Genomic DNA, 23320 nt, shown 5'->3' with positions numbered 1-23320 from the left:
GTTACTAAATATTACTACTATTATCACTAGTCATTAATGACACAAAAATAACTAACAAAACTGAAATTGGAAAACCTATAAATATCGGATGCAAACCAAATGGATGTCCAAGTATTTGCCAAGTTACTGCTACGATTAAACCAACCCACATTGCCACTGTTCCACCTAAGCGAGTCGCTTTTTTCCAGAACAAGCCGGCAATGACTGGTGCTAATAAGCTTGACACTAACATAGCTGCACCTGTCACCCATAAACTGACTAATTGCGGGATAGATAGCGCTAGTAGTAAAGAAAAGATTGAAACTAGGACAACTGAAAGACGACTATACTTTAACAAGCGGCTATCAAGATCCGGGGTCTCTTGTAGTCTTGGTTTAATGATGTCGTTTATAATTGAAGAGGCACCAGCCATACAGAAAGAGTCAGCTGTTGATATAACCGTTGCAAGTAGGGCAATAATCATCACTACAACCATTGGAAAACTAAATACGTCTCCAATTACTTTATAATAAGTGAGGCTGGAATCAATTTCTCCTAAGTTCAACCCAAAGCGAGCCATAACACCAATAGTAATAATCATAAAGGCGGTTAAAGCACCTAAGATAATAGCTATCCAATATCCATTTCTAGCTATTTTAGCGCTGCCAGCAGCCCAAAATCTTTGCCATAAGTCCTGTCTAAGGAACTGATAAGCCCCAATGGTTAATAGATAAACAAACACTTCAGAAGGCGAAATACCAAGAATACTTAAAAATTCACTTTGGTTAGCAAGTGCTGCTTGGTTAGACACTTCTTGCAAGCCACCGGAAGCCAAGATTACGGCTACAAATAAGATAAAAATACCGATTGTCTGTATCGTTCCATGAAAAGCGTCTTGCCAAATTACTGACATCATTCCACCGTAGTAGGTCTTTAACGTAAGTAGAACCCAACTGATTAAGATACCAGTTGTTATATTTAGTCCCATTGTCAAATTAAGTATTGTGGCAATGGCTGCAAACTGCATTCCTGTCAATGAGCTATTAGCAACTAAAACACTTACAACTGTAGGAATTCTAGCACCCTCACCAAATCTTAAAACAGTGAAATCTGCAATAGTTACCATTTGATACTTTTCGCCAATTGCCCGAATTTTCTTTAAAAAGAACGCCAGCATCAGCACACCTGAAATGAAAATCGCGAAATTTAGCCATTGTTGCCCCATTCCATATAGAAAGCCATTCTGCATAAAACCTAATAACGTCGCACCACCAACCGCAGTGCCTACAAATGTTAAAATAAGAGGAAAGATCGATACAGATCTTCCCGCAACGTTATAATCGTCATATGTCTTAATACTTTTCTTATTAATATAAAACGATACACCAAATAAAAATAAGAAATATATAACGACTAAAGAACCTAAAATTAAACTTTCATTTGAATTATACATAATCAACTTCCCTCTAGATTGTTGCATATCCTGCAATAGTGATCGCTCCAATATCGATACCGAAATGAATGCCGAAGCAACTGATCACTTTTAGAATGGAAGTTCTCATATTGAACATCCTTGTTTTATTATTAAATCGAGCGATTACCCTAAAAATCCTTTATATAGGTAACACTTAAGCATTCATTGACAATTAGTCATTATTACTTTTCTTCTGAGATGAATCCTGATAAAAAAGCTTGAAAATTGTCATTAAGTTTTTCAATACAATAGCCACCTTCAACTAAAACAATTAGTGGCTTATTTAATTCTTTTAGCTTTTGTGCTAAAACCTGAAAACCTTCGGTACTGACCTGACATTTAGCCTGTGGATCGTCTTTGTAAACATCAAAGCCTAATACATGCACGATAACATCTGGATTAAATAGCTCTACAGTAGCCAGCGCTTTGTCTACATAGTCAAAAAAACCTGCTTCATCAGTGCCGTGTGGCATAGGAAAGTTAAGGTTATATCCATAGCCTTCACCTTGCCCTCTTTCATGCTCATGACCTGCCACAACCGGATAAAAATTAATAGGACTGCCATGAACTGACGTATAAAGTACATCTTTACGATCATAAAATATCTCTTGAATACCCTGTCCATGGTGCATGTCAGTATCTATAATGGCTACCTTGTCATATTTTTTAAGCAAATACTGAGCGATAATAGCGGCGTTATTAAGATAGCAAAATCCTCCTGCAGCACTCTTGCGTGCATGATGCCCAACAGGTCTTGTAATACAGACCTGCATTTTATTTTGCTTTGTCTCTTGAGTTAATAAATTTTGAGCTGCATTCAGTGCTGTCTGTGCTGACCAGTAAATAGACGTCCATGAGTATTTACCTATGGGCGCACTGCCATCTGCTTGATATTTAGCCGCTTTGGCCAAAATACCAAGACCTTCATTGTTATTTGGCATATAGATAGTGGTTTGAACTTCCTCGCCCATATCTTCATCTACCGCCATCCATTCATCATAACTGTGCTTCAAAAAATCCACATAGTCCAAATCATGTACAGCTAAAATCGGCTCGATTCCTATATCTTTAGCAGTAATTACGGTTAAACCTAATGCTTTCGGTGCTTTTAATAGCTCAACCAGTCGTTCAGGCTTTTCTTGCGGCTGACGCATCTTACCGCGCGAAAAATAGGTTTTAGGTTGATGAAGCATTTGGTTTTCATGGCTATAGATTTTCATTTTTATATTCCTTGTTGTGTTTATCCTAGTTTCATTAGTGCATAAATCAACATACTAAGTTAATTCATTAAATAAACAATAGTTGTCTGTGAATATCATACTATCGCTAATAGCTTGACTAATTTAGTTTTTACCATTGTCTATGATAGCTGTCTCTAAAACAGCATGTAACAACACATTAGTGCCTGCGACCGCCCAGTCAGAGGAAATCTCTTCATTTTCATTATGCGATATGCCATCTACGCAAGGGCACATAATCATCGCAGAAGGTGCTACGTTTGCTATCCAAAAGGCATCATGTCCAGCACCAGAGCAAATATTAATATTCGAGTAGCCTAACTTGCTGGTTGCATCCCGAATGATATTCACTAATTTGCTGTCAAAGGTTACGGGATCTTTGTGCCCCACTATCTCAATTGAACAGCCCACATCAAGCTCTGATGATATTTGATGAACCCTGGCTTTTATCTGATTACATAACTCATCAAATTTATCTTGCGAAGCTGCCCTGATATCTATGGTAAATACCACTTTACTCGGAAGGACATTACGAGAATTTGGAGAAACGTCAATCTTACCAACTGAAACTGCAGTATTAGGTTGATTGTCCATGACCAAATCATGAGTGACATGAATTATTTTTGCCATTGCCAAAGAAGCGTTTGACCTCATGGTCATCGGTGTCGAGCCAGTATGCGCAGCCTTACCTGTCAATGTCACCTCAAGAGCAGCCAGACCTTGACCATGCGTCACAACCCCTATCAATTTATCTTCTGCCTCTAAAATGGGACCTTGTTCAATATGATATTCATAATAAGCATGTATCTCAGGCTTCCCTACGGGCATATCGCCCAGCCAACCTGTACGTATTAACTCATCTTTTATACTAATGCCGTCTGGGTCTGTGCAACTGTATGCGTATTCGAGATCATATTTACCAGCATAGACGCCTGATGCAATCATGGACGGTGCAAAGCGTGAACCTTCTTCATTTGTCCAGTTTGCGACGACGATTGGATGCTTAGTTTTAATGTTATGCTCATTAAGTGAACGTACAACTTCTAATCCAGCTAAAACGCCTAAAATACCATCATATCTACCGCCCGTAGGTTGCGTATCGAGATGAGAGCCTATCATGACGGGTAGTGCATTTGGGTCAGTGCCCTCTCTAAAAGCAAACATGGAACCAAGTTCATCAGTTTTTACCATCATATTCTCAGTTTCACACCAATTCTTGAAAAGGGTGCGACCTTCATTATCTTCATCTGTTAGTGCCTGTCTATTGCTGCCACCAGCAATACCTGGACCAACCTTCGCCATATCCATCAAAGATGCCCATAAGCGACTCTCGTTGGCAGTAATTTCAGTATTTTTAATCATTTTAGTCCCACCTATAATTAGGTTCTAATTTCGCTAGATAGTTTAATGAATAACTAAGAACTGACTACAGCGACTCTTTAATAATTGCCAAGCCTTCTTCGAGTAATTCATCTGAAACGGTTAGCGATGACTTATGCAGGAAGTCTAGCCATCAACACGATTAAGTCAAAGCTTAAAACTTACGCAAAAAGCGCTTACTAAAAACTAGGCTTTTAATAACTTACCAATAATATCGAGGCCTTCTTGCAGTATTTCGTCTTCAACAGTCAGCGGCACCATGATGCGAATGGCATTGCTATGCATACCACAAGATGCTAACAACAAGCCCTGCTCAAAGCACTTCTGCTTTAGATTAGCAGTGGCATCAGCATCTGGCTGGCCGTCACTGTCAATTAATTCAAAAGCCAGCATGGCACCTTTATGGCGGATGTGACCGATGCTGCTAAGATTTAAGTCTTTTAAGAATGACTCGATTTTGTCGCCAATCTCAATGCTGCGCTCAAGTAGGTTTTCTTCTTCGATAACTTCTATTACTGCTAAAGCCGCTACACAAGCGAGTGGGTTACCCGCATAAGTACCGCCCAACCCACCTATTTGCGGGGCGTTCATGATGTCAGCGCGACCGATAACCGCAGATATCGGATAACCACCAGCCAAACTCTTAGCGCTAGTCATTAGGTCAGGCTCAACACCCAGTTGTTCAGTAGCGAATAAGGTACCGGTTCTAGCAAAACCGCACTGCACTTCATCAAAGATCAACACGATGCCGTGCTCATCACAGATAGCGCGTAACGCTTTGGCAAATGATGGCGTAACTTGATGGAAGCCGCCCTCGCCTTGTACCGGCTCAATAATCATCGCTGCTACTTCACTCGGATCAATTGAGGCCTGGAAGATCATCTCAAGGCTATGTAGCGCTTGCGCCTCAGTAACATTGAGCTCTTCAGCAGGAAATAGCGCATGAAACACAGGACCTGGCATTGGACCAAAATCTTTTTTGTACGGAATAACCTTACCGGTCAAGCTCATACACAATAATGTACGACCGTGCCAGCCGCCAACAAAGGATATAACCCCTGGACGACCAGTTTTAGCACGAGAGATTTTGACTGCGTTTTCGACCGCTTCAGCACCAGTGGTTAAAAAGAAAGCTTTTTTGTCACCACTAATAGGCACGGCTGCACAAAGCTTTTCAGCGAGCTCAACATAGCATTCATAATTGATCATTTGCGCGGCAGTATGAGTGAATTTATCTAGTTGCTCATGCACACGCTGAGTGATTTTTGGATGGCTATGACCGGTATTAAGCACTGAGATACCGCCAACAAAGTCAATATAACGATTGCCTTCTACATCCCAAATTTCCGAGTTTTTTGCTTTGGCAGCAAATATAGGAAACGCCACACCAAGTCCGGTCGGTAAAACCGCTTTACGGCGCTCAAGCAAAGATTGATTGGTAATTTTAGTCGTAGTCATGAGAACGTCCTTTTCTTTATATTTAAAGTAAGCGCTATGTCGTTAATAGCGGTTTATGTAATAGGTGCTAAACGATAGAAATAATCCTATCTTTTAGCACCTTAAACTAAGTTGATTACTGGGCTAAATGAGCAAGACTAGCTGATATCAGAGCACCAGTATTTGGTGACAACATATTCTTCTAGACCATATTTTGAGCCTTCACGGCCAAAACCTGATTGTTTAACGCCACCAAATGGCGCAACTTCAGTTGAGATCATGCCAGTATTATGACCAACCATACCGTATTCTAGGCCTTCAGTGACCCGCCATGCGCGCGCAAAGTCGCTGCTATAAAAATAAGCTGCCAAACCATAAATCGTATCATTAGCGGCGCGTATAGCTTCTTCTTCGGTCTCAAAGACAAATATGGAGGCGATAGGACCAAAAATTTCTTCGCTAGCAATATCCATATCCGTACTGATATCAGTAATAACGGTGGGATTAAAGCTCAACTCAGAAGCCTCATTGGTGTCGCCGCCGGTTACTAATGTCGCCCCTTTATCAAGCGCGTCTTTTAGAAGTGCCTGAACTTTTTCTAACGCATCTTTATTGATTAAAGGACCAATATCAACGCCTTCAGTCATACCATTACCGACTTTAAGTGCTTCTACTTTTTTGACAAAAATCTCTAGGAACTTGTCTTTGATACTGGCTTGTACGTAGACGCGGTTGGCACAGACGCAAGTCTGACCAGCATTGCGATACTTGGAGGCGATTAAGCCATCAGCCGCTTTTTCTAAATCGGCATCGTCAAATACGATGAAAGGAGCATTACCACCCAGCTCTAGTGACAGTTTTTTGATGGTTGGCGCGCATTGTGCCATCAAGGTGCGACCTACTTCAGTAGAGCCAGTAAATGATAGTTTTTGAATGCGAGCATCACCGGTTAAAATATCGCCGATGACCGAAGATTTACCGGTGACGACTTGGATAACGCCAGCAGGAATACCCGCTTGCTCTGCTAATGCGCCTAACGCGAGAGCAGAAAACGGGGTAGCAGTAGCTGGCTTGATGATCATGGTACAACCCACAGCCAGTGCTGGTGCTGCTTTACGGGTAATCATTGCCGCTGGAAAGTTCCAAGGGGTAATCGCTGCACAAACACCAACTGGCTGCTTGAGAACGACATAGCGTAGCTCTGACTTGGCGGATGGAATCACATCACCATAAACGCGCTTACCTTCTTCGGCAAACCAGCGGATAAAGCTATTGGCGTAGCCAATCTCGCCGCGTGACTCACCCAATGGCTTACCTTGTTCGGCAGTCATTAAAATAGCTAAATCTTCTTTATTGTCATCAATAAGATCAGCCCACTTCTGTAATAGCACCGAACGCTCTTGAGCAGTTTTTGCCGCCCATGTTACCTGTGCTTCATGAGAGTGAGTAACGGCATCATTGACGTCTTGATCAGTCAGTCTTGGAACAGTACCGATAATCTCGCCGTTGAATGGATTAGTCACATCGAGAGTGGTGGCATCACTAGCATCATGCCAACTGCCTTTAATCAGGCATTGATGTTTGAGTAAGTCTGGATTTGATAGCTGTGGCGTAGTTTTTGGCATAGTAACAATCCTTGTCTTTCGTTAAGCTCATTGCTTATTTATAGTTATTATTAACAAAGCGAGCATCGATAAAATAAACGAGTAAACTATAGTTTAATTAACGATTTAAATTCCGTTTATTGTTCAGTATGATGAACATGTATTTTATATATGGAACGTTAGTATAAGAACGTAGCCTTATGCTTTGCAACCCCTATTTTCATTTTAATTGTTATCCTGATCTATTTTCTATTTTTCACTTCTCTTTTTACTTACATATAGGTACTTTATGAGCACAACAGCTGTTCCTGCATTAGATAAAACTTTTCAAATTTTAGATTTAATTACCGATAGCTCACAGCCACTGACAGCGGCTCATATTGCTAAACAGCTAGGTCTACCTCGCAGCTCAACCCATAACATTCTACAAAGTCTGCTGACCAAGCATGTCATATATAGAGACGCCGATAGTCGCTTTCATTTAGGCTCATATTTACTTTATTGGGCAGGTAAGTACGAACAGCAGCAAGGGGTCATTCAGTTATTTAAGGATCTGATCGTTCAATACCCCGTGCTACTACAACATACTGTCACCTTATCTAAACTAGACTTAGGCGAGGTAGTGTTTTTAGCCTGCCATGAAGCACCTGCTCCACTCGGCTTTACTTTTCGCGCTGGTGTCCGTGTACCTGCGGTGTTTTCAGCGACAGGTAAAGCCATGTTGTCTACCTTGTCTATGCATACCATCCAATCGTTGTATAAAGGCGACTTTCCTTCGCCTCTAACCCCCAATGGAGTGAGTGACTTTGACACCTTAGCTACTGAGCTGAGGATTATTCATAGCAGCCGTATCTCGCTAGATGATGGTCAGCTGCGTGATGGTATGTACTGCTTGGGCACGTATATCCGTAATGCATCGGGCAATGCGGTCGCGGGTATGGCAGTCAGCTTTTTGCAGGTAGAATACGAGTCTAAGCGTGATGAGGTCAGTACTGTACTGATTGAATTGGCCAAGAAAATGGAGCAACGTTTGGGGTTTCTTCCTACCCACTCAGTGTAAAGTAGCCTTTTTTTATAAATAGACCTCTTGCAAAAGTGGCATCATGAATTAGTGAACCGCCCCGACTTTATCGGAGGCAGATTTACTTGAGTCAGGCAGCAATACCTGACAGGGTTAAACTATCATAATATCGTTTTTCAAACTCAAAAGGTGACACATAACCAATCGTGCTATGCAGTCGTATTTTGTTAAACCAGTCCACCCATTCAAGGGTTGCCAATTCAACGTCGTTCACGCCATGCCATTGTTCTTTTAGATACTCAATCACCTCAGACTTATAAAGTCCGTTGACCGTTTCAGCCAATGCATTGTCGTATCAATCCCCAGTCGTGCCAACAGAAGCGATAATACCAGACTCCGTCATTTTATCGGTATAGCGAATGGATAAATACTGAACCCCTCTATCACTGTGATGAACAACATCCTTAGGATTATTCCTATAGCCAAGCTCTTTTAAAAATGTTATAAACTAAATCAACTAAACCATTATTATTATAAATAGCCATGACTTATTCACTAGATTTTCGCAAACAAGTACTCAAAAGTTTGGATGACGGTATGACTTATGCTCAAGCAGTTGAGTTCTACGATCTTAGCCCAACCACCATACAAAACTGGAAGAGACGTGTCCATAGCAAAGCAACAAGGCAAACTAAGCCTCATAAAATAATGGATGACGTTCTACTCACTGATGTCAAAGAACATCCTGATGATTACCAGTATGAGCGAGCCCGTCGATTAAACTGTAGCAAAACGGGCATTTATCACGCTCTAAAAAGGCTGAAGATTAGTAAAAAAAAAGACCCTAGAGCATCCTAAAGCATGCCCAGTAAAAAGAGCTGACTATCTAAGTAAGCTTAACAACTACATCGAACAAGGCTTTCCTATTGTATACATGGATGAGAGTGGCTTTGAGCATGAGACCCTGCGCCTTTATGGTTATGCTCCCATTGGTACGCCTTGTATCGACAGCTATAACTGGCAAGCTAAAAAGCGAACCAATGTTATTGGTGCTTTATATGGCAAAGTGCTGTTTGCGCTTGATTGCTTAGAAACAAATATCAATGGTGATATATTTTATGACTGGTGCAAATATACACTAATACCAAAACTTGCGATTAAATGTGTGATTGTAATGGATATGAGCGAGGAGAAAGCAAAGCACTGCTTTGCCCGAGCGCAAGACGAAGGCTATGCCTGAGTGACGAGCTTCCATAAACGGGTTCAAAGGCTGCTTAATAGGCATGGTCATCGTTTGTTATTTCTACCGCCATACAGTCCTGACTTGAATCCTATCGAGAAGAAGTGGGCTCAGGTAAAGTTTCTACGCCAAGGCTGGATGGAAAATGACTTATCTAAATTATTTTATGATATTAATCCTCGTCATAACACTTTTATTTTGAATTGACTATATCTGTTATCGCTTGATTTAACGCTGCCATCACCATATCGGTATTCATGCGATTAGAGACTTTCCAGCCTACAATAGCGCGGGCAAATACATCAATAATAAAAGCAGTATAAACCCAGCCGCTCGTCGTCTTGATATAGGTGAAGTCAGCAACCCATAGCTGATTAGGACGATGGGCATTAAAGTTACGATTGACTAGGTCGTCAGCACGCTTTTGGTCGTCACGGCTGTTGGTGGTAATCTTGCCTTTGCCACGCCAAACCCCTTGTAACTCATACTGCTTCACTAAACGCTCTGCAGTACATCGAGCAACCTTTATGCCATTAGTTTTCATCTGTTGCCATACTTTACGAGCGCTATAGCGGCATTTGCTGTCCTGCCAGATGCGCCTAATTTCACTGATGTAAAAGTTGTCATGCTGACTACGTAGTGAGCGCTTTTCAGGGCAGCACTCTAGGTCTTTGCACGGTGATAGGTTGACGGGGCAATCGGTAGTACTCTACAGATCAGCTCGACCCCATAAAGGTGTTTGTTGTCATCGATGAATTGAATCATGATTTTAGTCAGCGGTCGAGCTCCGCTTGGGCAAAAAAATCGGCAGCCTTACGTATAATCTCGTTGGCTTGCTTGAGCTCTTTATTCTCGCGTTCAAGCTCTTTAATGCGCTCTTTGTCACTTTGCGCTTGCACCGATGCAGGAATGGTTTGATCGATATGCTTTTTATGCCAGGACCTCAGGGTTTCAGGCGTGCAGCCAATTTTAGGGGCAATGGCTTGAATAGCTGACCAGTTGGATGGATAGTCGCCTGCGGCTTCAATAAGCATGCGAACAGCACGTTCTTTAATCTCAGGAGTGTAGTTTCGTGTTTTCATTGTCGTATTCTCTCAGAATGTTAAGTCTCCGACAATACCGGGGCGGTTCAGGTATGGTTATTCTAATTTATGAGGCTACTTTTGCAAGAGGTCTATTACTTTTCATTGACTATAGTATAGAATTTAGATAAAAAAAGACCAATCCGTAGATTGGTCTTTTTTTATGACACATTAGCCATTCAACTATTATTTATTCAGCTCATTCGTACAAGTCATTTAAAACCGCTACTTATTATCACTATAATTTTGGGCCGCTTTTACGAAGCTGTTAAATAACGGATGACCGCCGCGGGGTGAGCTGGTGAACTCAGGATGGAACTGCACCGCGATAAACCAAGGATGATCGGCCAGTTCAATCGACTCAACCAAATGCTGCTTGGCAGAATAGCCTGAAACAATCATACCCGCCTGCTCTAATGGTTCGATATAGCGACTGTTCATCTCATAACGATGGCGATGACGCTCAGTGATTATGCTCGCGCCGTAGATTTGGCTAAGCTTACTACCCGCAACTAACTCTGCTTGCTGTGCGCCTAAACGCATCGTACCACCAAGATCTGAGTCATCGGTACGGATTTGTAGCTCGCCGCGCTCATCTAACCATTCAGTAATCAAGCCAATAATAGGTTCGGCAGTCTTACGGTCAAACTCAGAAGAGTTGGCATCAATATTAAGTACGTTACGGGCGTATTCAATCACTGCCAGTTGCATACCCAGGCAGATACCCAGATAAGGGACTTTGTTTTCGCGGGCATAAGTAATGGCTTTTATTTTACCCATGGTACCGCGCTCACCGAAACCACCAGGCACTAAGATGGCATCAGCATCACTCAAACGGGCGAATAAACTGTCATTACTCTCCAAGTGTTCGGCATCTATATAATCAATCTTGACCGCTGCTTTATGAGTAATACCCGCATGTAGTAATGCTTCATTGATAGACTTATAAGCATCTGGTAACTCAACATATTTACCTACCATTGCTACTGTCACAGTAGTCTCAGGATTGAGCTGGGCCGCGACTACTTTATCCCAATCGCTCAAATCTGCTTCAGGCAAATCAAGACCGAAACGCTCACAGACCAAATCATCAAGATCTTGCTCATATAGAGTACGCGGTATCTGATAGATACTTTGAGCGTCTTCACACATGATGACCGCACGCTCTTCGACGTTGGTAAATAGCGAAATCTTGCGGCGGTTATCGAGTGAAATATGATGTTCTGAGCGGCAAATCAGGATATCAGGCTGCAGACCAATAGAGCGCAATTCTTTGACTGAATGCTGAGTTGGTTTGGTTTTGGTTTCACCTGCGCTGGCGATATAAGGAACCAAAGTCAGATGCATGAGCATAGCGCTATTACGACCCAGCTCCACTTGCATTTGACGCACTGCTTCCATAAAGGGTAACGACTCGATATCACCAACCGTGCCGCCGATCTCGATGATAGCGATATCATAGCCTACGCCACTGGCGATGATTTTACTTTTGATTTCATCGGTGATATGCGGAATAACCTGCACCGTACCACCAAGATATTCGCCACGGCGCTCTTTATTAAGGACGTTCTGATAGATGCGACCACTAGTAAAGTTATTACTCTTGCTCATCTTTGAGCGGCGTAAAAAACGCTCATAGTAACCTAAGTCTAAATCAGTCTCAGCGCCGTCTTCAGTGACGAACACTTCACCATGTTGAAATGGGCTCATGGTGCCTGGATCGACGTTAATATACGGATCCATCTTGGTCATGGTGACGTTGACACCGCGTGCTTCGAGTATCGCAGCAAGAGACGCTGCGGTAATACCTTTTCCTAGTGAGGACACTACCCCACCGGTCACAAATATAAACTTGGTCATAGTACTCTATCGGTAATTGGTAAAAGAGGATTTTACTAAAAATGCGCTTTAAAATATAGGGCAAAACTCAAACTTGCTTGAAATTCGAGGTTTGACACTGGTCCATTATGACATGCTGAGCGTTTAAAAGGGTCATAACAAAAAAACTCACCCCGAAGGATGAGTCTTTTAGCATACTAGCTATATATAGGTTTGATTTAGAAGATGTATTCTAGACCGCCACCAGCTGCGAATAAGTCATAATCACCAGTAGCCTTGGCATTATCAATATTTGCTGAGTTCTGGCCAACATAAGCATGCATAATCATGTTCTTTTTAAACTGATATTCGCCGCCGACAACGATCTGATCTGAATCAGAGTTGGCATCACCGAAGAGGTTGTCAGTGTTGTTGTACTGAACATAAACGGCTGCTGGCTTGGCAAAGTTACTTAGACCCATTTTAGCGCTAAGAACATAACCTTTTTCGTCTTTAGGAGTAGCGTCAAAGTCGGCTACCTGATATAACGCACCTACTGTCACAGGATAAGGAACGAACTTGCTCATATCAACAGTAGCGGTACCACGGATAAGATCACCTTCCAAGTTCACATCTTTGTCATAAGCCAAGCCAAATGTAATACCTTTGCCTGGATCAAGCATCGCTGAAGCGGCAAAACCGTTATCAGTGTCACCATTGAATGACTCATCAGCTTTGTACATAAGGGCAACATCTAGCGGTATGCCGTTGTATCTAGGCGCTTTCCAGATAAGTGAGTTATCGATACGGCCGCTATCAGCTAGGTTAAAACCTTTTTCGTTCTGAGCAAGATTGTTTGTTCCTAAGTTATCCCAGTAACCACTGCCTGACGTCACGACATTGTTTACGTAATCAACAACTGAGGTGTTACGACCAAAGCGGAACTGACCATAGCTTTCGTTATCGAATCCTAGGTAAGTATCACGGCTTTTAAATGCCACACCATTATCACCATTGTCACCATCAACGTTAACACCATACTCTAACTGATAGATCACATCAGTATTGGCTGTTATCGCTTCAGCACCTTTGAAGCCAATACGTGACGAGTACGAGTTGATTTCGAAGGTATTTTCGTCTGAATCAACTGGTCTTTTACCAGCTGGAATAGGAGTACCGCCAGTTACTTTCTCTTCTGGGAAAAAAACTTGACCGTCAATCTCGGTATTGACATAGTCCATACCAACGAATGCTTTACCATATACAGTCGGTGCTGCGTTGGCTGCAGATACAGATAGAGCCGCGATTGCTGTAGCTAAAAGTAGTTTTTTCATGGGTAGATCTCCACTTTACAATTTTAGTAATGAACCCGCTAGGATTAGCTGATGCTCATAATGGTATCGTCACAAATCCTCAAAGATATAATGTGCAACTGCTTACCGAGATTAGTCATAAACAAGTATGGCGAAATTTTATTACCGTAAGATGAAAAAACTATTGCTTACATAATGGGATGTAACTAGGTAATCATTATGTAATATTGAGTCTTAAACGCTCTATTCTGTAACATCAGTTACCAAACTCATACTTCGAATACAATCATAACAACTCTGACATAATTTGCAACACATTTCTGAGTTTTTAATGTCAATAATAGATAAAGACAATATGTAGTAATTTGGCTGACTTAAGTCTAGCAATACACAGAAAAATACCCCTACTTTCCTGAGAAAATAAGGGTATTAATGGTAGCTGTCGCTATGAAGGACATGGGAAATACATGACAATCATGTTAACAACTAGGGTATTAACGCCTTAAATAAAGCGCTGAGCACTATTAATAATAACTATTATTTATTTAGATATCAGTAGCCCTTAATGGTTAACACTTATTAATGCTCATGGTCATAGAATAAATATAACTTAACATTAGTTCTGTCAGCGTATTAAGTTAAACGCTCGCTTTTAAATCTAGACGCGCTTGATGTAATAATGGCTCGGTATAACCGTTAGGCTGATCGCGACCTTTAAGCACTAAATCGCAAGCCGCTTTAAAGGCATAAGAGTGCTCAAAGTCAGGGGCCATTGGCTGATAATCAGGATCATTAGCGTTCTGTTCATCGACGATTTTTGCCATACGTTTCATGGTATCCATCACTTGCTGCTCACTGATGATGCCATGGTGTAGCCAATTGGTGATGTGCTGGCTAGAAATACGTAAGGTAGCGCGATCTTCCATGAGGCCAACATCATTGATGTCAGGTACTTTTGAGCAGCCGATGCCTTGGTTCACCCAGCGTACCACATAGCCTAAAATACCCTGAGCATTGTTATCAAGCTCTTGCTGTTTCTCTGCTTCCGTCCAATCAGTATCTTTGGCTAGCGGGATAGTTAGGATATCGTCTAGGTTCGCGCGTTGACGCAACTTTAGACTGCTTTGCACCTCAGCGACATTTACCGCGTGATAGTGCATGCTATGCAGCGTCGCCCCTACTGGTGACGGTACCCATGCCGTATTGGCACCCGCCTGTGGATGAGCAATTTTGGTCGCAACCATCTCCTTCATATCATCAGGACGTGCCCACATGCCTTTACCTATCTGAGCATGACCTTGCAAACCAGTCTCTAGACCAATATCGACGTTCCACTGCTCATAAGCAGACTGCCATGCTTGCGCCTTCATCTTGCTCTTACGTACGAACGGTCCGGCATTCATACTGGTGTGCATTTCATCACCCGTACGATCCAAAAATCCCGTATTAATGAAGATCACTCGCTCTTGGGCTTGGCGAATGGCTTCTTTGAGGTTGACCGTCATGCGACGCTCTTCATCCATGATGCCCATTTTTACGGTATTGCGTGGTAGGCTCAATACATCTTCTACGGCCGCAAACAGCTCATTGGCAAACGTCACTTCATCAGGGCCATGCATTTTTGGCTTGACGATGTACATAGAGCCTGTACGCGAGTTTGATAGCTCGTTTTTGCCTCGGATATCATTCAACGATAACAATGGCGTCATTAAGCTGTCCATTATGCCTTCGAAGATTTCTTCTGGACCATCGCCTAAGTCAACCATGATAGACGGGTTTTGCATCAAGTGACCGACATTACGAATGAGTAAGAGCGCACGACCCGGTAACACCAACGTGCCGCCATCTGGTGTCGTATATTCGCGGTCTGGATTTTGCTTACGGGTCAGGATTTTGCCATTTTTCTCAAAACTTTCTTGCAGATCGCCATTCATAAGGCCGAACCAGTTGCGGTAAGCGGCGACTTTTTCTTCAGCATCGACAGTAGCAACAGAATCTTCGCAATCTTGAATCGCGCTTATCGCTGATTCTAGTAACACATCTTTGATAGAGGCTGGATCATCTTTACCAATAGGGTTATTGGCATCGATTTGAATCTCGACGTGCAAGTTATTGTTCTTTAGCAAGATACCCGTTGGGCTAACCGCTTCGCCGACATAACCGGCAAACTTAATACGGTCTTGTAGCTGAGTGCTACCCTCACCTTGAGCAATCTCGAGCTTGCCATCAACGACCTTAAAGCCTGTGACCTCATTATATGAGCCTGACGCTAACGCAAAGTTGTCATCTAAGAATTTTTTGGCATAGGCCACCACTGCTGCGCCGCGAGTGGCGTTATAGCCGCCCGTGCTCTCTTGACCATTGTCTTCGCTAATCACATCTGTGCCATATAAGGCATCGTACAAGCTACCCCAGCGGGCATTAGTAGCGTTCAGAGCGTAACGTGCGTTTAATACCGGGACCACTAGTTGTGGCCCAGCAATATCAGTAATCTCTTTATCAACGTTTTCAGTGTTAACCTTAAAGTCAGCGCCTTCTGGCAATAAGTAACCAATGTCTTGCAAGAACTGCTTGTAGGCTGGGTAGTCAATCTCACCATTTTTGGTAGGATTGTCTAAATGCCATTGATCAATCTGTGCTTGCATCTCGGTTCGAATAGCCAACAGTGCCTTGTTGCGCGGGGTAAATTCTTTAATGACTTTTTCAAAACCTAACCAATAGCTGTCTGAATCAACGCCAACTTTAGGCAGCACTTCATTTTCAATAAAGTTGTACAACTGCTGGTTGATTGCAAGAATCCCTTTTTGGATGCGATTAGCGTGAGAAGACTGGCTCATATTGGTGTCCTTAAGTGTACGTGAGATTTATTGGTTTTAATTTATCGACTTGGCGCTTTACACTGATGGTAGCTCGGTATTTGTAGTCGCTTTGCACTAATGATAGCTCGGTATTTGAATGGAGACCCTGAGCAAATTCGGTGACGGCCCCTGTGTTACTTAACGACATGTTCTTAACTATTAACAACGAGACAACAATAGTAAGATAAAACCACAAAAAAGCAAATATCATCCTACTATCAAATATTAAAATAAACAATAAAACACCATTCAGCAAATAAATAACGTACTTTTATATTCATGATAGGCTATAGCCCATCTGTGTTTGGCAGTACAATAGCCATCCGGTGATAGCATGACTTATGGGTAATTATAAACTGTAAGTAATCATTACAAGAGAGCCTTATACTTAATTGTTATCTATTATGGTTGGCTCTCTCATGTTGCTATGAATTATCTTACGTGTATCACTTAAGCTAATATTACAGGGCTATTGATGGATAACACTCTTATTACTGACTATATAGATAAAATACTTCATAGCAGTAAGCTCAATAACCATCACGACCCTTTAAAACACCTAACACTACTCTGGCAACAAACCCTCTTTAATAAAGACTAAAAATATTATGAATATTAGTGATTACGATCATAAAACTGTCTCCTTATCGGCCGATCAGGACCTCAAGGAAATTATTGAAAAAACAGACCCTAACCAACCAGAAGATAGCGTCGATGTTACCCAACTGCGCACACCACTAAAGGTTGATTTGTCTCCCATTTATGAGTTTTTGGGCTGTCGGACCACCCAAACCTGGGTCGAGGCCGCGCTTAATAATTTGCCAATGATTATTCAAGATCATGCCAACTGCGAAAAAAAGGCCGCAGGTACGGCGATGAATCTGATATTTCGTTATGAGTTTTCTTATGATTTGCAGCGCAAACTGGCACAGCTGATACGCGAAGAAATGCTGCATTATGAGCAAGTACTGGGCATCATGCATGAGCGTGGTCAAGATTGGAAACATCTGAGCGCAGGACGTTACGCTAAAGGCATGCTTAAGCACAAGCGCACTCATGAACCAGCAGCGATGATAGATATATTGATTATTGGGGCATTTATTGAAGCGCGATCTTGCGAGCGTTTTGCGGCGTTGGCAGAGGTGACAGAAGATACGCGATTAGCAAAATACTATCGCTATCTATTAAAGTCAGAGAGTCGCCATTTTGAAGATTATTTGACCCTAGCGCAGTCGTTAGCGGATGAGAGCATTGATGATCGGGTGGCACTCTTTAGAGAAGTAGAATCTGAGTTGATTGCCAGTCCAGATTCTGAACTACGCTTTCATAGTGGTGTGCCTGGTTAGCAGTTAATGACTGGTATTTAAAACCTATTAATTGCAAGTTATTGCTTATAGATTACTGCTTATAGATTACTGCTTATAGATTACTGCTTATAAATGATTGTTTTGAACTTATGGCTTGTCTGTCACTGACTGATTATAGAAGCGAAAAAAAAGAGTCGCCCCAAAGCTCTCGTTTACTTTTGAGAACGTTGGGGCGACTCACAGCAGTACTAGACTTTTGCCACGGAGGCTTTTATAAAAACAAGTTGTAAAAGCGATAAGTTATAAAAGCCACCTTGCCATAGAGCTAAAACCGTCTACTGACTACTTTTGTGCAGGAAGCACTTTTTCAATACCTTTAAGGGCGCAGCTTTCATCTTGTACCGCTCCGCCAGCACCGCCTGCAGCGATAGCACCTATCACTTCGTTACCAAATTTTAAGGGTACACCGCCACCAATAAGCAACAAGTCATCTACCGTGTTTAAGTTATTAGAATCTGGATTGGCACGCGCAATATCAGCAAGCTTGCGTGAAGATGTTTTGGTAGATAATGCAGTAAATGCCTTACGAATAGCAGCATCTGTATTATGCGGGCCAACACTATCATCACGCTGTAGAGCGATTAAATTACCAGCGCGATCAACGACCGCTACCACAGCTGATTTCCCTTCTGCATGACAAGCAGCCATAGTGGCATCAATCAATTCATTGGCCAGTGCCAAAGAGACATTAGGCTGTTGCAATACTAGACTGGCTTTGGCAGCAGTAGGATTGGCAGCCAAAACACTGGTTGAACAGCCTATCACGGCTACTGCTAATAACGCTTTAGATAAAATATTTGGCATTAACGTCATGAAAAATTCCTAGAGTAATATTATTTGTACACATGGTTGTTGAATCGGATGATACAGCATTCTATCTAACAGAACGTTATGTTTAGTAAAACGTTGATATAGGCCCTGACTATAGTCAGTTCACAATAAAAAAATTGTGTATAGCAACGTGCCGCTGGTATAAATTTTTCTTGCGTGCTATTCGCAAGCGTGACAGAGGCTGCAAAAAATTCATTCCAGTAGCATTGTATCTTGTTTAAATTGAATCGACTATATCAGCACATTGCTATGAACGACTGTCTTTTGTTTTGAACGGACTGGAGCAGTAGGTCTGGAGCAGTAAGCCTGGCTACTTTTATAAGCGCTTTAATGTGCTGATAAAAGCGTGTTTTGAAGATACCCATCAAGTTATTTATTACCATCGGTCAAGCTTATATCATCATGCGCGTGATCTTTTGTGACGTTATGTGGGTCATAGTCAGGAGCGGCTATTTCAGCAGCAACTGTATCAATATATTTGTACTTTTTAATAACGTTTGTACTGTTTCATACTTTGTTTATAAATTTAATCTTTTTCGCCAGAGTTCAAAATACGAGTTTGCGCATTATCAATATTGGCATAGCGATTCATGTCGGTAATACCTTCACTCTTAGGCGCGTCACTGGTCCTACTATGTTCATTAATGCCTTCGTCGAATGGATTGCCTTTTTGATCACGACGGTCGGGCAGACGCGCTTCATTGTCGCCAGCATTAACATGTACTGAACCCACTAAACTGTCTTGAAAAGTGTCCGTGCCTTTATTGTCCGTGCCTTTATTGTCCATGCCTTTATTGTCCATGCCTTTGTTGACAGTAGTTTTTTCTTCGATTTTATGGTCGGTAGACATAACGTTATGCTCATTATGGTGAATATCTTCGTGAGTGTGATCACCATGCTCAACATCATCACTAGCATATTGTGTACCAATGACTGTTTCTTGCAGGGTTTGGGTCCCTTTTTGCTCAGCAGTACGGTCGACATTATCAACATTGCCCGCTTTATTCTGCTCATGCACGGTATTGGCATCATTGGCATCAGTATCAGCCGTAGGGCTTTTGCTTGGTGCAGGATCTTTGGTTTCCATTGTCTTGTCCTTATAATATGTTGTCCTTGAAGCAGCGTATTTAAGCATACTGAACCACTGTTATTAAGGACTAAATGTATGCTTTAGTTGAAATCTTAAAGCATGATCTCAAAAATGTATTGTTAAAATAGTTTCAGCCCTAGGAAGCTTGAAAGAGTTTTATTAATACATTTCTAAATCTCATTACCTTTTTGGCTCAAGTCGTGGGCATCCAAGTCCCCTACGTTTTTACCGCCTGCTGGTAAGTCCTCTTCTTTACGTGGATCAGCATAAATCTCATCCGTTTCTTGTGATTTCTGCTGCGGACCGTCTATTTCTGGATCGTACTTACGCCCTTCATAGCTGTCTTCTGTGTTTTTCGGTTTTGCGGTAGCTGAATCACTAACGGGCACTATCTCTTCATTATTTGGGCCTTTAGTATGCTGGCCTTTATGATTAACATTGTCGGTTGTCATATTATCGATTGTCATATCGTATACCTCACATTTATAGTATAAGAATTTAAGCAGTCATTCTAAAAATATCAGTGAATCTAGGATGACACTTACTTATCGGTGCGTACGGTCTCATCAATAAAGGGTGTTTCTTCTTCCTTAGTCAATTCTTCGGGCGCCTCAACCTTTTTATCGTCTTTTAGGTTTTTGTCGATTTGTGGTGCATTAGCAGGTTCGGCAGCTTGCTTACTATCTGAGGTGTCACTGTTAGTATCACTCATGAGACAAATTCCTATTTTTTATGATTAATTATTGGCCTAGCAGTCTCTATAAGGTGGTCTCTGTAAGTAGCAATTTCTAACCAGGTCGAGCATTTGGGTAGTCATTTATCAGAACATAGTTCTAAATTAGCTGTCAAATACTTGTCGTAAATACCTGTCGTAAATACCTATATAGTTAATGAAAAGTGATATCGGTACATAACCTACTGCTGGCATACGTTTTTCTGGCTTGCTGTGCCTACGCAGACAGAGGCTGCAAAAAGCTTATACCAGCAGTACCGTCGCGTTCTTAAGGTATTTTAATCATAGGACTCATATTAATTATAGATAGGTCAATCACTATTTCACCAGTGTACTGCCGTATCATTGTGTGAATAATTGTGAGGTTACTAGGCAGTTTGTAATTCTTATAGCATTGCAAAGATAAAAAAACCAAGCGCAGGTGAATTCCCACGCTTGGTTCATTATTAAGCAAAGACTTTGGTTTAGAGCATCAACTTCGTTAGAGTCGCACCTTTGAACAGCTTTACTAGTCCGTATTGCTAGAGAACTTAATTAAACGGAGCCACCAACATGGTTGATCGTCTTTAGTAAATAATCTTGCGCAATGTGCAATGGTTCACCTACTGCAGGCTGGGTTTGTTGCCACTGGCCATCACCACTCAGTAGCCAAGCCTGAATGTTGTCTTGTAGATAGTTTAATAGCCCATCTTGGTAAATTTGTTCGAACAGCTTTTTATCTTCAATCGGAAACGCGACCTCAACCCGGTGGAACAAGTTGCGATCCATCCAGTCGGCACTACCGCAATACAAACGCTGCTCGCCGTCATTGTAAAAATAATAAATGCGGGTGTGCTCTAAAAATCGCCCAATGACCGAACGTACAGTAATGTTCTCAGACAGGCCTTGCACTTGTGGACGCAGGCAACACATAGAGCGTAAAATCAGCTCAACCTTAACCCCTGCTTGCGAGGCATCATATAGCTTGTCGATCAGCCGGCGTTCTGTCAGGGCGTTGGCTTTGACGATGATGTGCGCTTTTTTGCCAGCTTTGGCATGAGCAATCTCATCGTCAATGAAGCTCATTAACTTGTCATGCAAGGTAAACGGCGCATGCAATAACTTTTTGAGATTCGCCGGTTTGCCCATACCGGTAAGCTCATGAAAAATCTTGTGGACGTCTTCAGAAATATCAGGATCGGCGCTGAATAATCCGTAGTCGGTATAAACCTTGGCATTCGCTGCATGATAGTTACCGGTGCCTAGATGCACGTAGCGGCGAATTTTATCGTCCTCACGGCGCACGATGAGCATAAGCTTGGCATGGGTTTTATAACCGACGATACCGTAAACCACTACCACGCCTGCTTCTTGCAGATAGTTGGCCACTGCAATATTGGAGGCCTCATCAAAGCGGGCACGTAGCTCAATGACCGCAGTGACTTCTTTGCCATTACGAGCGGCTGCGGCCAGCGCTTGGACAATCTCTGAGTTGGTACCTGAACGATATAGGGTTTGCTTAATCGCCAATACTTTTGGATCGTTGGCGGCTTGCCATAGCAAATTGACAATCGGTGAAAACGCATGAAAGGGATGATGAACCAAGACATCGCCTTTACGCATAGCGGCGAACATGCTGGTGGTAGCGTCTAGCTTATCGAGCTCACGGCGAAAGGGTTTGGGAATAATATGAGTAAAAGGCTTATAACGCAGCTCTGGAATATTAAAATCAAATAGCAGCCGTGTTAAATTCACCGGTCCATTGACCCGATACAGCTGGTTGTCATGCAGCTCAAACTCATTAAGTAGATAATCGCAGATATTAGTAGGACATTCGGTGGTGACCTCAAGGCGTACCTTGTCACCAAATCGGCGGTTTTCGAGCTCACCTTCAAGGGCCTTGGCGATATCCTCGACATCGTCTGCCAAGTCTAAATCAGCATTACGCGTCAGCCTAAACTGATGACAGCCAGTCACATTCATACCTGGGAACAGCTCGCCGACATGCTCATGAATAACAGCTGATAGCATAATATGATGTTCTTTACCCCCAGTCAGCTCATCAGGCAGACGAATCACTCGCGGTAGACTGCGTGGCGCCGGGACAATCGCCAAATTGATATCACGACCAAAGGCATCTTTGCCTTCTAAAGTGGCAATAAAGTTTAGGCTCTTATTGACCAATCTAGGGAATGGGTGCGCCGGATCAATGCTAATCGGCGTCAGTACTGGTGCGACCTGCTCGATAAAGTAACGCTTCATCCATGCCGACTGCTCGGCATTAAGCTCGTCGCGCTTTAGATAACGGATATCCCGCTCAGCCAGTGCCGGTAAGATGTCTTCATTCAGAATGCGGTATTGCTCATCAATGGCATTATGAGTTACGGCTGATATCTCATTAAGGATTTCACTGGGGCGCATACCATGAGCACTGGTCGAGACATCACCGATGTTCAACTTTTGCATAATACCTGCAACCCGAATCTCAAAAAACTCATCTATGTTTGATGAAAAAATCATCAAAAAGAATAGCCGCTCAAGTAAAGGATGGTGCGGACTGGCCGCTTGCGCCAATACGCGCAGATGAAACTGTAATAAGGACAAGTCGCGATTAATATAACTATTGGGAGAGTAACTACCATCTTCTGAACGCTGCCAGCCAATTTGGGCAAGAGTGTCACTGCTCTTAACATGGCTCTGATTAACAGTTATATTATCTTTATTATTAATACTGGCTTGGTTATTAGTACTATTGTGGATATGGTTGTCGTGGATATCCTGCTGATTGTTAGTGCCTACCATGCCACTGCTCCCTTATTATTATTGATTACTATCAACAGTAACTATAGTCCATATTACCGCAACTTGACCACACT

The 23320-nt window shown here is 42.3% G+C and carries 16 protein-coding genes, 3 pseudogenes and 1 other annotated feature; of the genes and pseudogenes, 4 read left to right on the top strand and 15 right to left on the bottom strand.

Annotated features, from left to right (window positions below):
• Positions 1-4: 4 nt before the first annotated feature.
• The 5 genes from H4W00_RS05815 to H4W00_RS05795 form a co-directional block, all read right to left on the bottom strand.
• On the bottom strand, positions 5-1432 hold the full coding sequence (locus tag H4W00_RS05815; RefSeq protein ID WP_209956651.1) for a sodium:solute symporter family protein: 1428 nt from the start codon (positions 1430-1432) through the stop codon (positions 5-7).
• Between the two features lie 203 nt (positions 1433-1635).
• The gene (locus H4W00_RS05810; protein ID WP_209956650.1) at positions 1636-2673 is read right to left on the bottom strand and encodes a histone deacetylase family protein; all 1038 of its coding nucleotides are present in this window, start codon (positions 2671-2673) and stop codon (positions 1636-1638) included.
• Positions 2674-2796: 123 nt separating this feature from the next.
• Positions 2797-4053, bottom strand: coding sequence for a Zn-dependent hydrolase (locus tag H4W00_RS05805; RefSeq protein ID WP_209956649.1), 1257 nt, complete (start codon positions 4051-4053; stop codon positions 2797-2799).
• Positions 4054-4257: 204 nt separating this feature from the next.
• Positions 4258-5529, bottom strand: a complete 1272-nt coding sequence (gene gabT / locus H4W00_RS05800) for a 4-aminobutyrate--2-oxoglutarate transaminase (protein WP_209956648.1) — start codon at positions 5527-5529, stop codon at positions 4258-4260.
• 137 nt (positions 5530-5666) lie between these two features.
• On the bottom strand, positions 5667-7133 hold the full coding sequence (locus tag H4W00_RS05795; protein WP_209956647.1) for an NAD-dependent succinate-semialdehyde dehydrogenase: 1467 nt from the start codon (positions 7131-7133) through the stop codon (positions 5667-5669).
• Between the two features lie 268 nt (positions 7134-7401).
• Here H4W00_RS05795 and H4W00_RS05790 point away from each other — a divergent pair, with 268 nt between their 5' ends.
• Positions 7402-8172, top strand: a complete 771-nt coding sequence (locus H4W00_RS05790; protein WP_209956646.1) for an IclR family transcriptional regulator — start codon at positions 7402-7404, stop codon at positions 8170-8172.
• A gap of 91 nt (positions 8173-8263) precedes the next feature.
• Here the strand turns inward: H4W00_RS05790 and H4W00_RS05785 are convergent.
• A pseudogene (locus H4W00_RS05785) lies at positions 8264-8611 on the bottom strand (integrase core domain-containing protein); the annotation flags it as partial.
• A gap of 65 nt (positions 8612-8676) precedes the next feature.
• Between H4W00_RS05785 and H4W00_RS05780 the strand changes: the two are divergent.
• A complete protein-coding gene (locus tag H4W00_RS05780) occupies positions 8677-8991 on the top strand; it encodes an IS630 transposase-related protein (RefSeq protein WP_209956645.1) in 315 nt (104 codons plus the stop codon).
• Positions 8992-9067: 76 nt separating this feature from the next.
• Positions 9068-9580 (top strand): annotated as a pseudogene (locus tag H4W00_RS12575) (transposase).
• On the opposite strand, the pseudogene H4W00_RS12570 reads toward H4W00_RS12575, so the two are convergent.
• The 4 genes and pseudogenes from H4W00_RS12570 to H4W00_RS05745 form a co-directional block, all read right to left on the bottom strand.
• Positions 9567-10455, bottom strand: a pseudogene (locus H4W00_RS12570) (IS3 family transposase). The pseudogenes H4W00_RS12575 and H4W00_RS12570 overlap by 14 nt on opposite strands.
• Positions 10064-10180, bottom strand: a sequence feature (AL1L pseudoknot). Its footprint overlaps the pseudogene before it by 117 nt.
• Before the next feature lie 225 nt (positions 10456-10680).
• Positions 10681-12315 carry a CTP synthase gene (locus H4W00_RS05755; protein WP_209956641.1) on the bottom strand — a complete coding sequence of 545 codons (1635 nt, stop codon included), beginning with the start codon at positions 12313-12315 and terminating at the stop codon, positions 10681-10683.
• Between the two features lie 197 nt (positions 12316-12512).
• Entirely contained in the window at positions 12513-13607 is a 1095-nt protein-coding gene (locus H4W00_RS05750; protein WP_209956640.1) for a porin, read from the bottom strand.
• A 617-nt stretch (positions 13608-14224) separates the two neighbouring features.
• Positions 14225-16423, bottom strand: a complete 2199-nt coding sequence (locus tag H4W00_RS05745; RefSeq protein ID WP_209956639.1) for a malate synthase G — start codon at positions 16421-16423, stop codon at positions 14225-14227.
• Between the two features lie 629 nt (positions 16424-17052).
• Between H4W00_RS05745 and H4W00_RS05740 the strand changes: the two genes are divergently transcribed.
• Positions 17053-17790 (top strand): tRNA-(ms[2]io[6]A)-hydroxylase, encoded by a 738-nt coding sequence (locus tag H4W00_RS05740; protein ID WP_209956638.1) that lies wholly within the window; start codon positions 17053-17055, stop codon positions 17788-17790.
• Between the two features lie 303 nt (positions 17791-18093).
• Here the strand turns inward: H4W00_RS05740 and H4W00_RS05735 are convergent, their stop codons facing one another.
• The 5 genes from H4W00_RS05735 to ppk1 all read right to left on the bottom strand — a co-directional run bounded on the left by H4W00_RS05735 (position 18094) and on the right by ppk1 (position 23246).
• Positions 18094-18624: a GlcG/HbpS family heme-binding protein gene (locus H4W00_RS05735; RefSeq protein WP_327192168.1), complete on the bottom strand. Its 531-nt coding sequence runs from the start codon at positions 18622-18624 to the stop codon at positions 18094-18096.
• Positions 18625-19168: 544 nt separating this feature from the next.
• Positions 19169-19729 (bottom strand): hypothetical protein, encoded by a 561-nt coding sequence (locus H4W00_RS05730; RefSeq protein ID WP_209956637.1) that lies wholly within the window; start codon positions 19727-19729, stop codon positions 19169-19171.
• A gap of 173 nt (positions 19730-19902) precedes the next feature.
• Positions 19903-20199, bottom strand: a complete 297-nt coding sequence (locus tag H4W00_RS05725) for a hypothetical protein (RefSeq protein WP_209956636.1) — start codon at positions 20197-20199, stop codon at positions 19903-19905.
• A gap of 74 nt (positions 20200-20273) precedes the next feature.
• Positions 20274-20444, bottom strand: a complete 171-nt coding sequence (locus tag H4W00_RS05720; protein ID WP_209956635.1) for a hypothetical protein — start codon at positions 20442-20444, stop codon at positions 20274-20276.
• A gap of 555 nt (positions 20445-20999) precedes the next feature.
• On the bottom strand, positions 21000-23246 hold the full coding sequence (gene ppk1 / locus H4W00_RS05715; protein WP_334684887.1) for a polyphosphate kinase 1: 2247 nt from the start codon (positions 23244-23246) through the stop codon (positions 21000-21002).
• Between the last annotated feature and the right edge of the window lie 74 nt (positions 23247-23320).

Source organism: Psychrobacter sp. PL19, from assembly GCF_017875835.1.
Classification (GTDB): Bacteria; Pseudomonadota; Gammaproteobacteria; order Pseudomonadales; family Moraxellaceae; genus Psychrobacter.
This window is presented reverse-complemented; position numbering and strand designations above follow the sequence as displayed.

What these genes read in the sequence shown, in the direction of transcription:
- H4W00_RS05750 (WP_209956640.1), bottom strand. Translation starts at nt 13,607, where the DNA reads ATGAAAAAACTACTTTTAGCTACAGCAATCGCGGCTCTATCTGTATCT.
- ppk1 (WP_334684887.1), bottom strand. Translation starts at nt 23,246, where the DNA reads ATGGTAGGCACTAACAATCAGCAGGATATCCACGACAACCATATCCAC.
- H4W00_RS05730 (WP_209956637.1), bottom strand. Translation starts at nt 19,729, where the DNA reads ATGGAAACCAAAGATCCTGCACCAAGCAAAAGCCCTACGGCTGATACT.
- H4W00_RS05725 (WP_209956636.1), bottom strand. Translation starts at nt 20,199, where the DNA reads ATGACAATCGATAATATGACAACCGACAATGTTAATCATAAAGGCCAG.
- H4W00_RS05815 (WP_209956651.1), bottom strand. Translation starts at nt 1,432, where the DNA reads ATGTATAATTCAAATGAAAGTTTAATTTTAGGTTCTTTAGTCGTTATA.
- H4W00_RS05795 (WP_209956647.1), bottom strand. Translation starts at nt 7,133, where the DNA reads ATGCCAAAAACTACGCCACAGCTATCAAATCCAGACTTACTCAAACAT.
- H4W00_RS05720 (WP_209956635.1), bottom strand. Translation starts at nt 20,444, where the DNA reads ATGAGTGATACTAACAGTGACACCTCAGATAGTAAGCAAGCTGCCGAA.
- H4W00_RS05805 (WP_209956649.1), bottom strand. Translation starts at nt 4,053, where the DNA reads ATGATTAAAAATACTGAAATTACTGCCAACGAGAGTCGCTTATGGGCA.
- H4W00_RS05745 (WP_209956639.1), bottom strand. Translation starts at nt 16,423, where the DNA reads ATGAGCCAGTCTTCTCACGCTAATCGCATCCAAAAAGGGATTCTTGCA.
- H4W00_RS05755 (WP_209956641.1), bottom strand. Translation starts at nt 12,315, where the DNA reads ATGACCAAGTTTATATTTGTGACCGGTGGGGTAGTGTCCTCACTAGGA.
- H4W00_RS05810 (WP_209956650.1), bottom strand. Translation starts at nt 2,673, where the DNA reads ATGAAAATCTATAGCCATGAAAACCAAATGCTTCATCAACCTAAAACC.
- H4W00_RS05735 (WP_327192168.1), bottom strand. Translation starts at nt 18,624, where the DNA reads ATGACGTTAATGCCAAATATTTTATCTAAAGCGTTATTAGCAGTAGCC.
- H4W00_RS05790 (WP_209956646.1), top strand. Translation starts at nt 7,402, where the DNA reads ATGAGCACAACAGCTGTTCCTGCATTAGATAAAACTTTTCAAATTTTA.
- gabT (WP_209956648.1), bottom strand. Translation starts at nt 5,529, where the DNA reads ATGACTACGACTAAAATTACCAATCAATCTTTGCTTGAGCGCCGTAAA.
- H4W00_RS05780 (WP_209956645.1), top strand. Translation starts at nt 8,677, where the DNA reads ATGACTTATTCACTAGATTTTCGCAAACAAGTACTCAAAAGTTTGGAT.
- H4W00_RS05740 (WP_209956638.1), top strand. Translation starts at nt 17,053, where the DNA reads ATGAATATTAGTGATTACGATCATAAAACTGTCTCCTTATCGGCCGAT.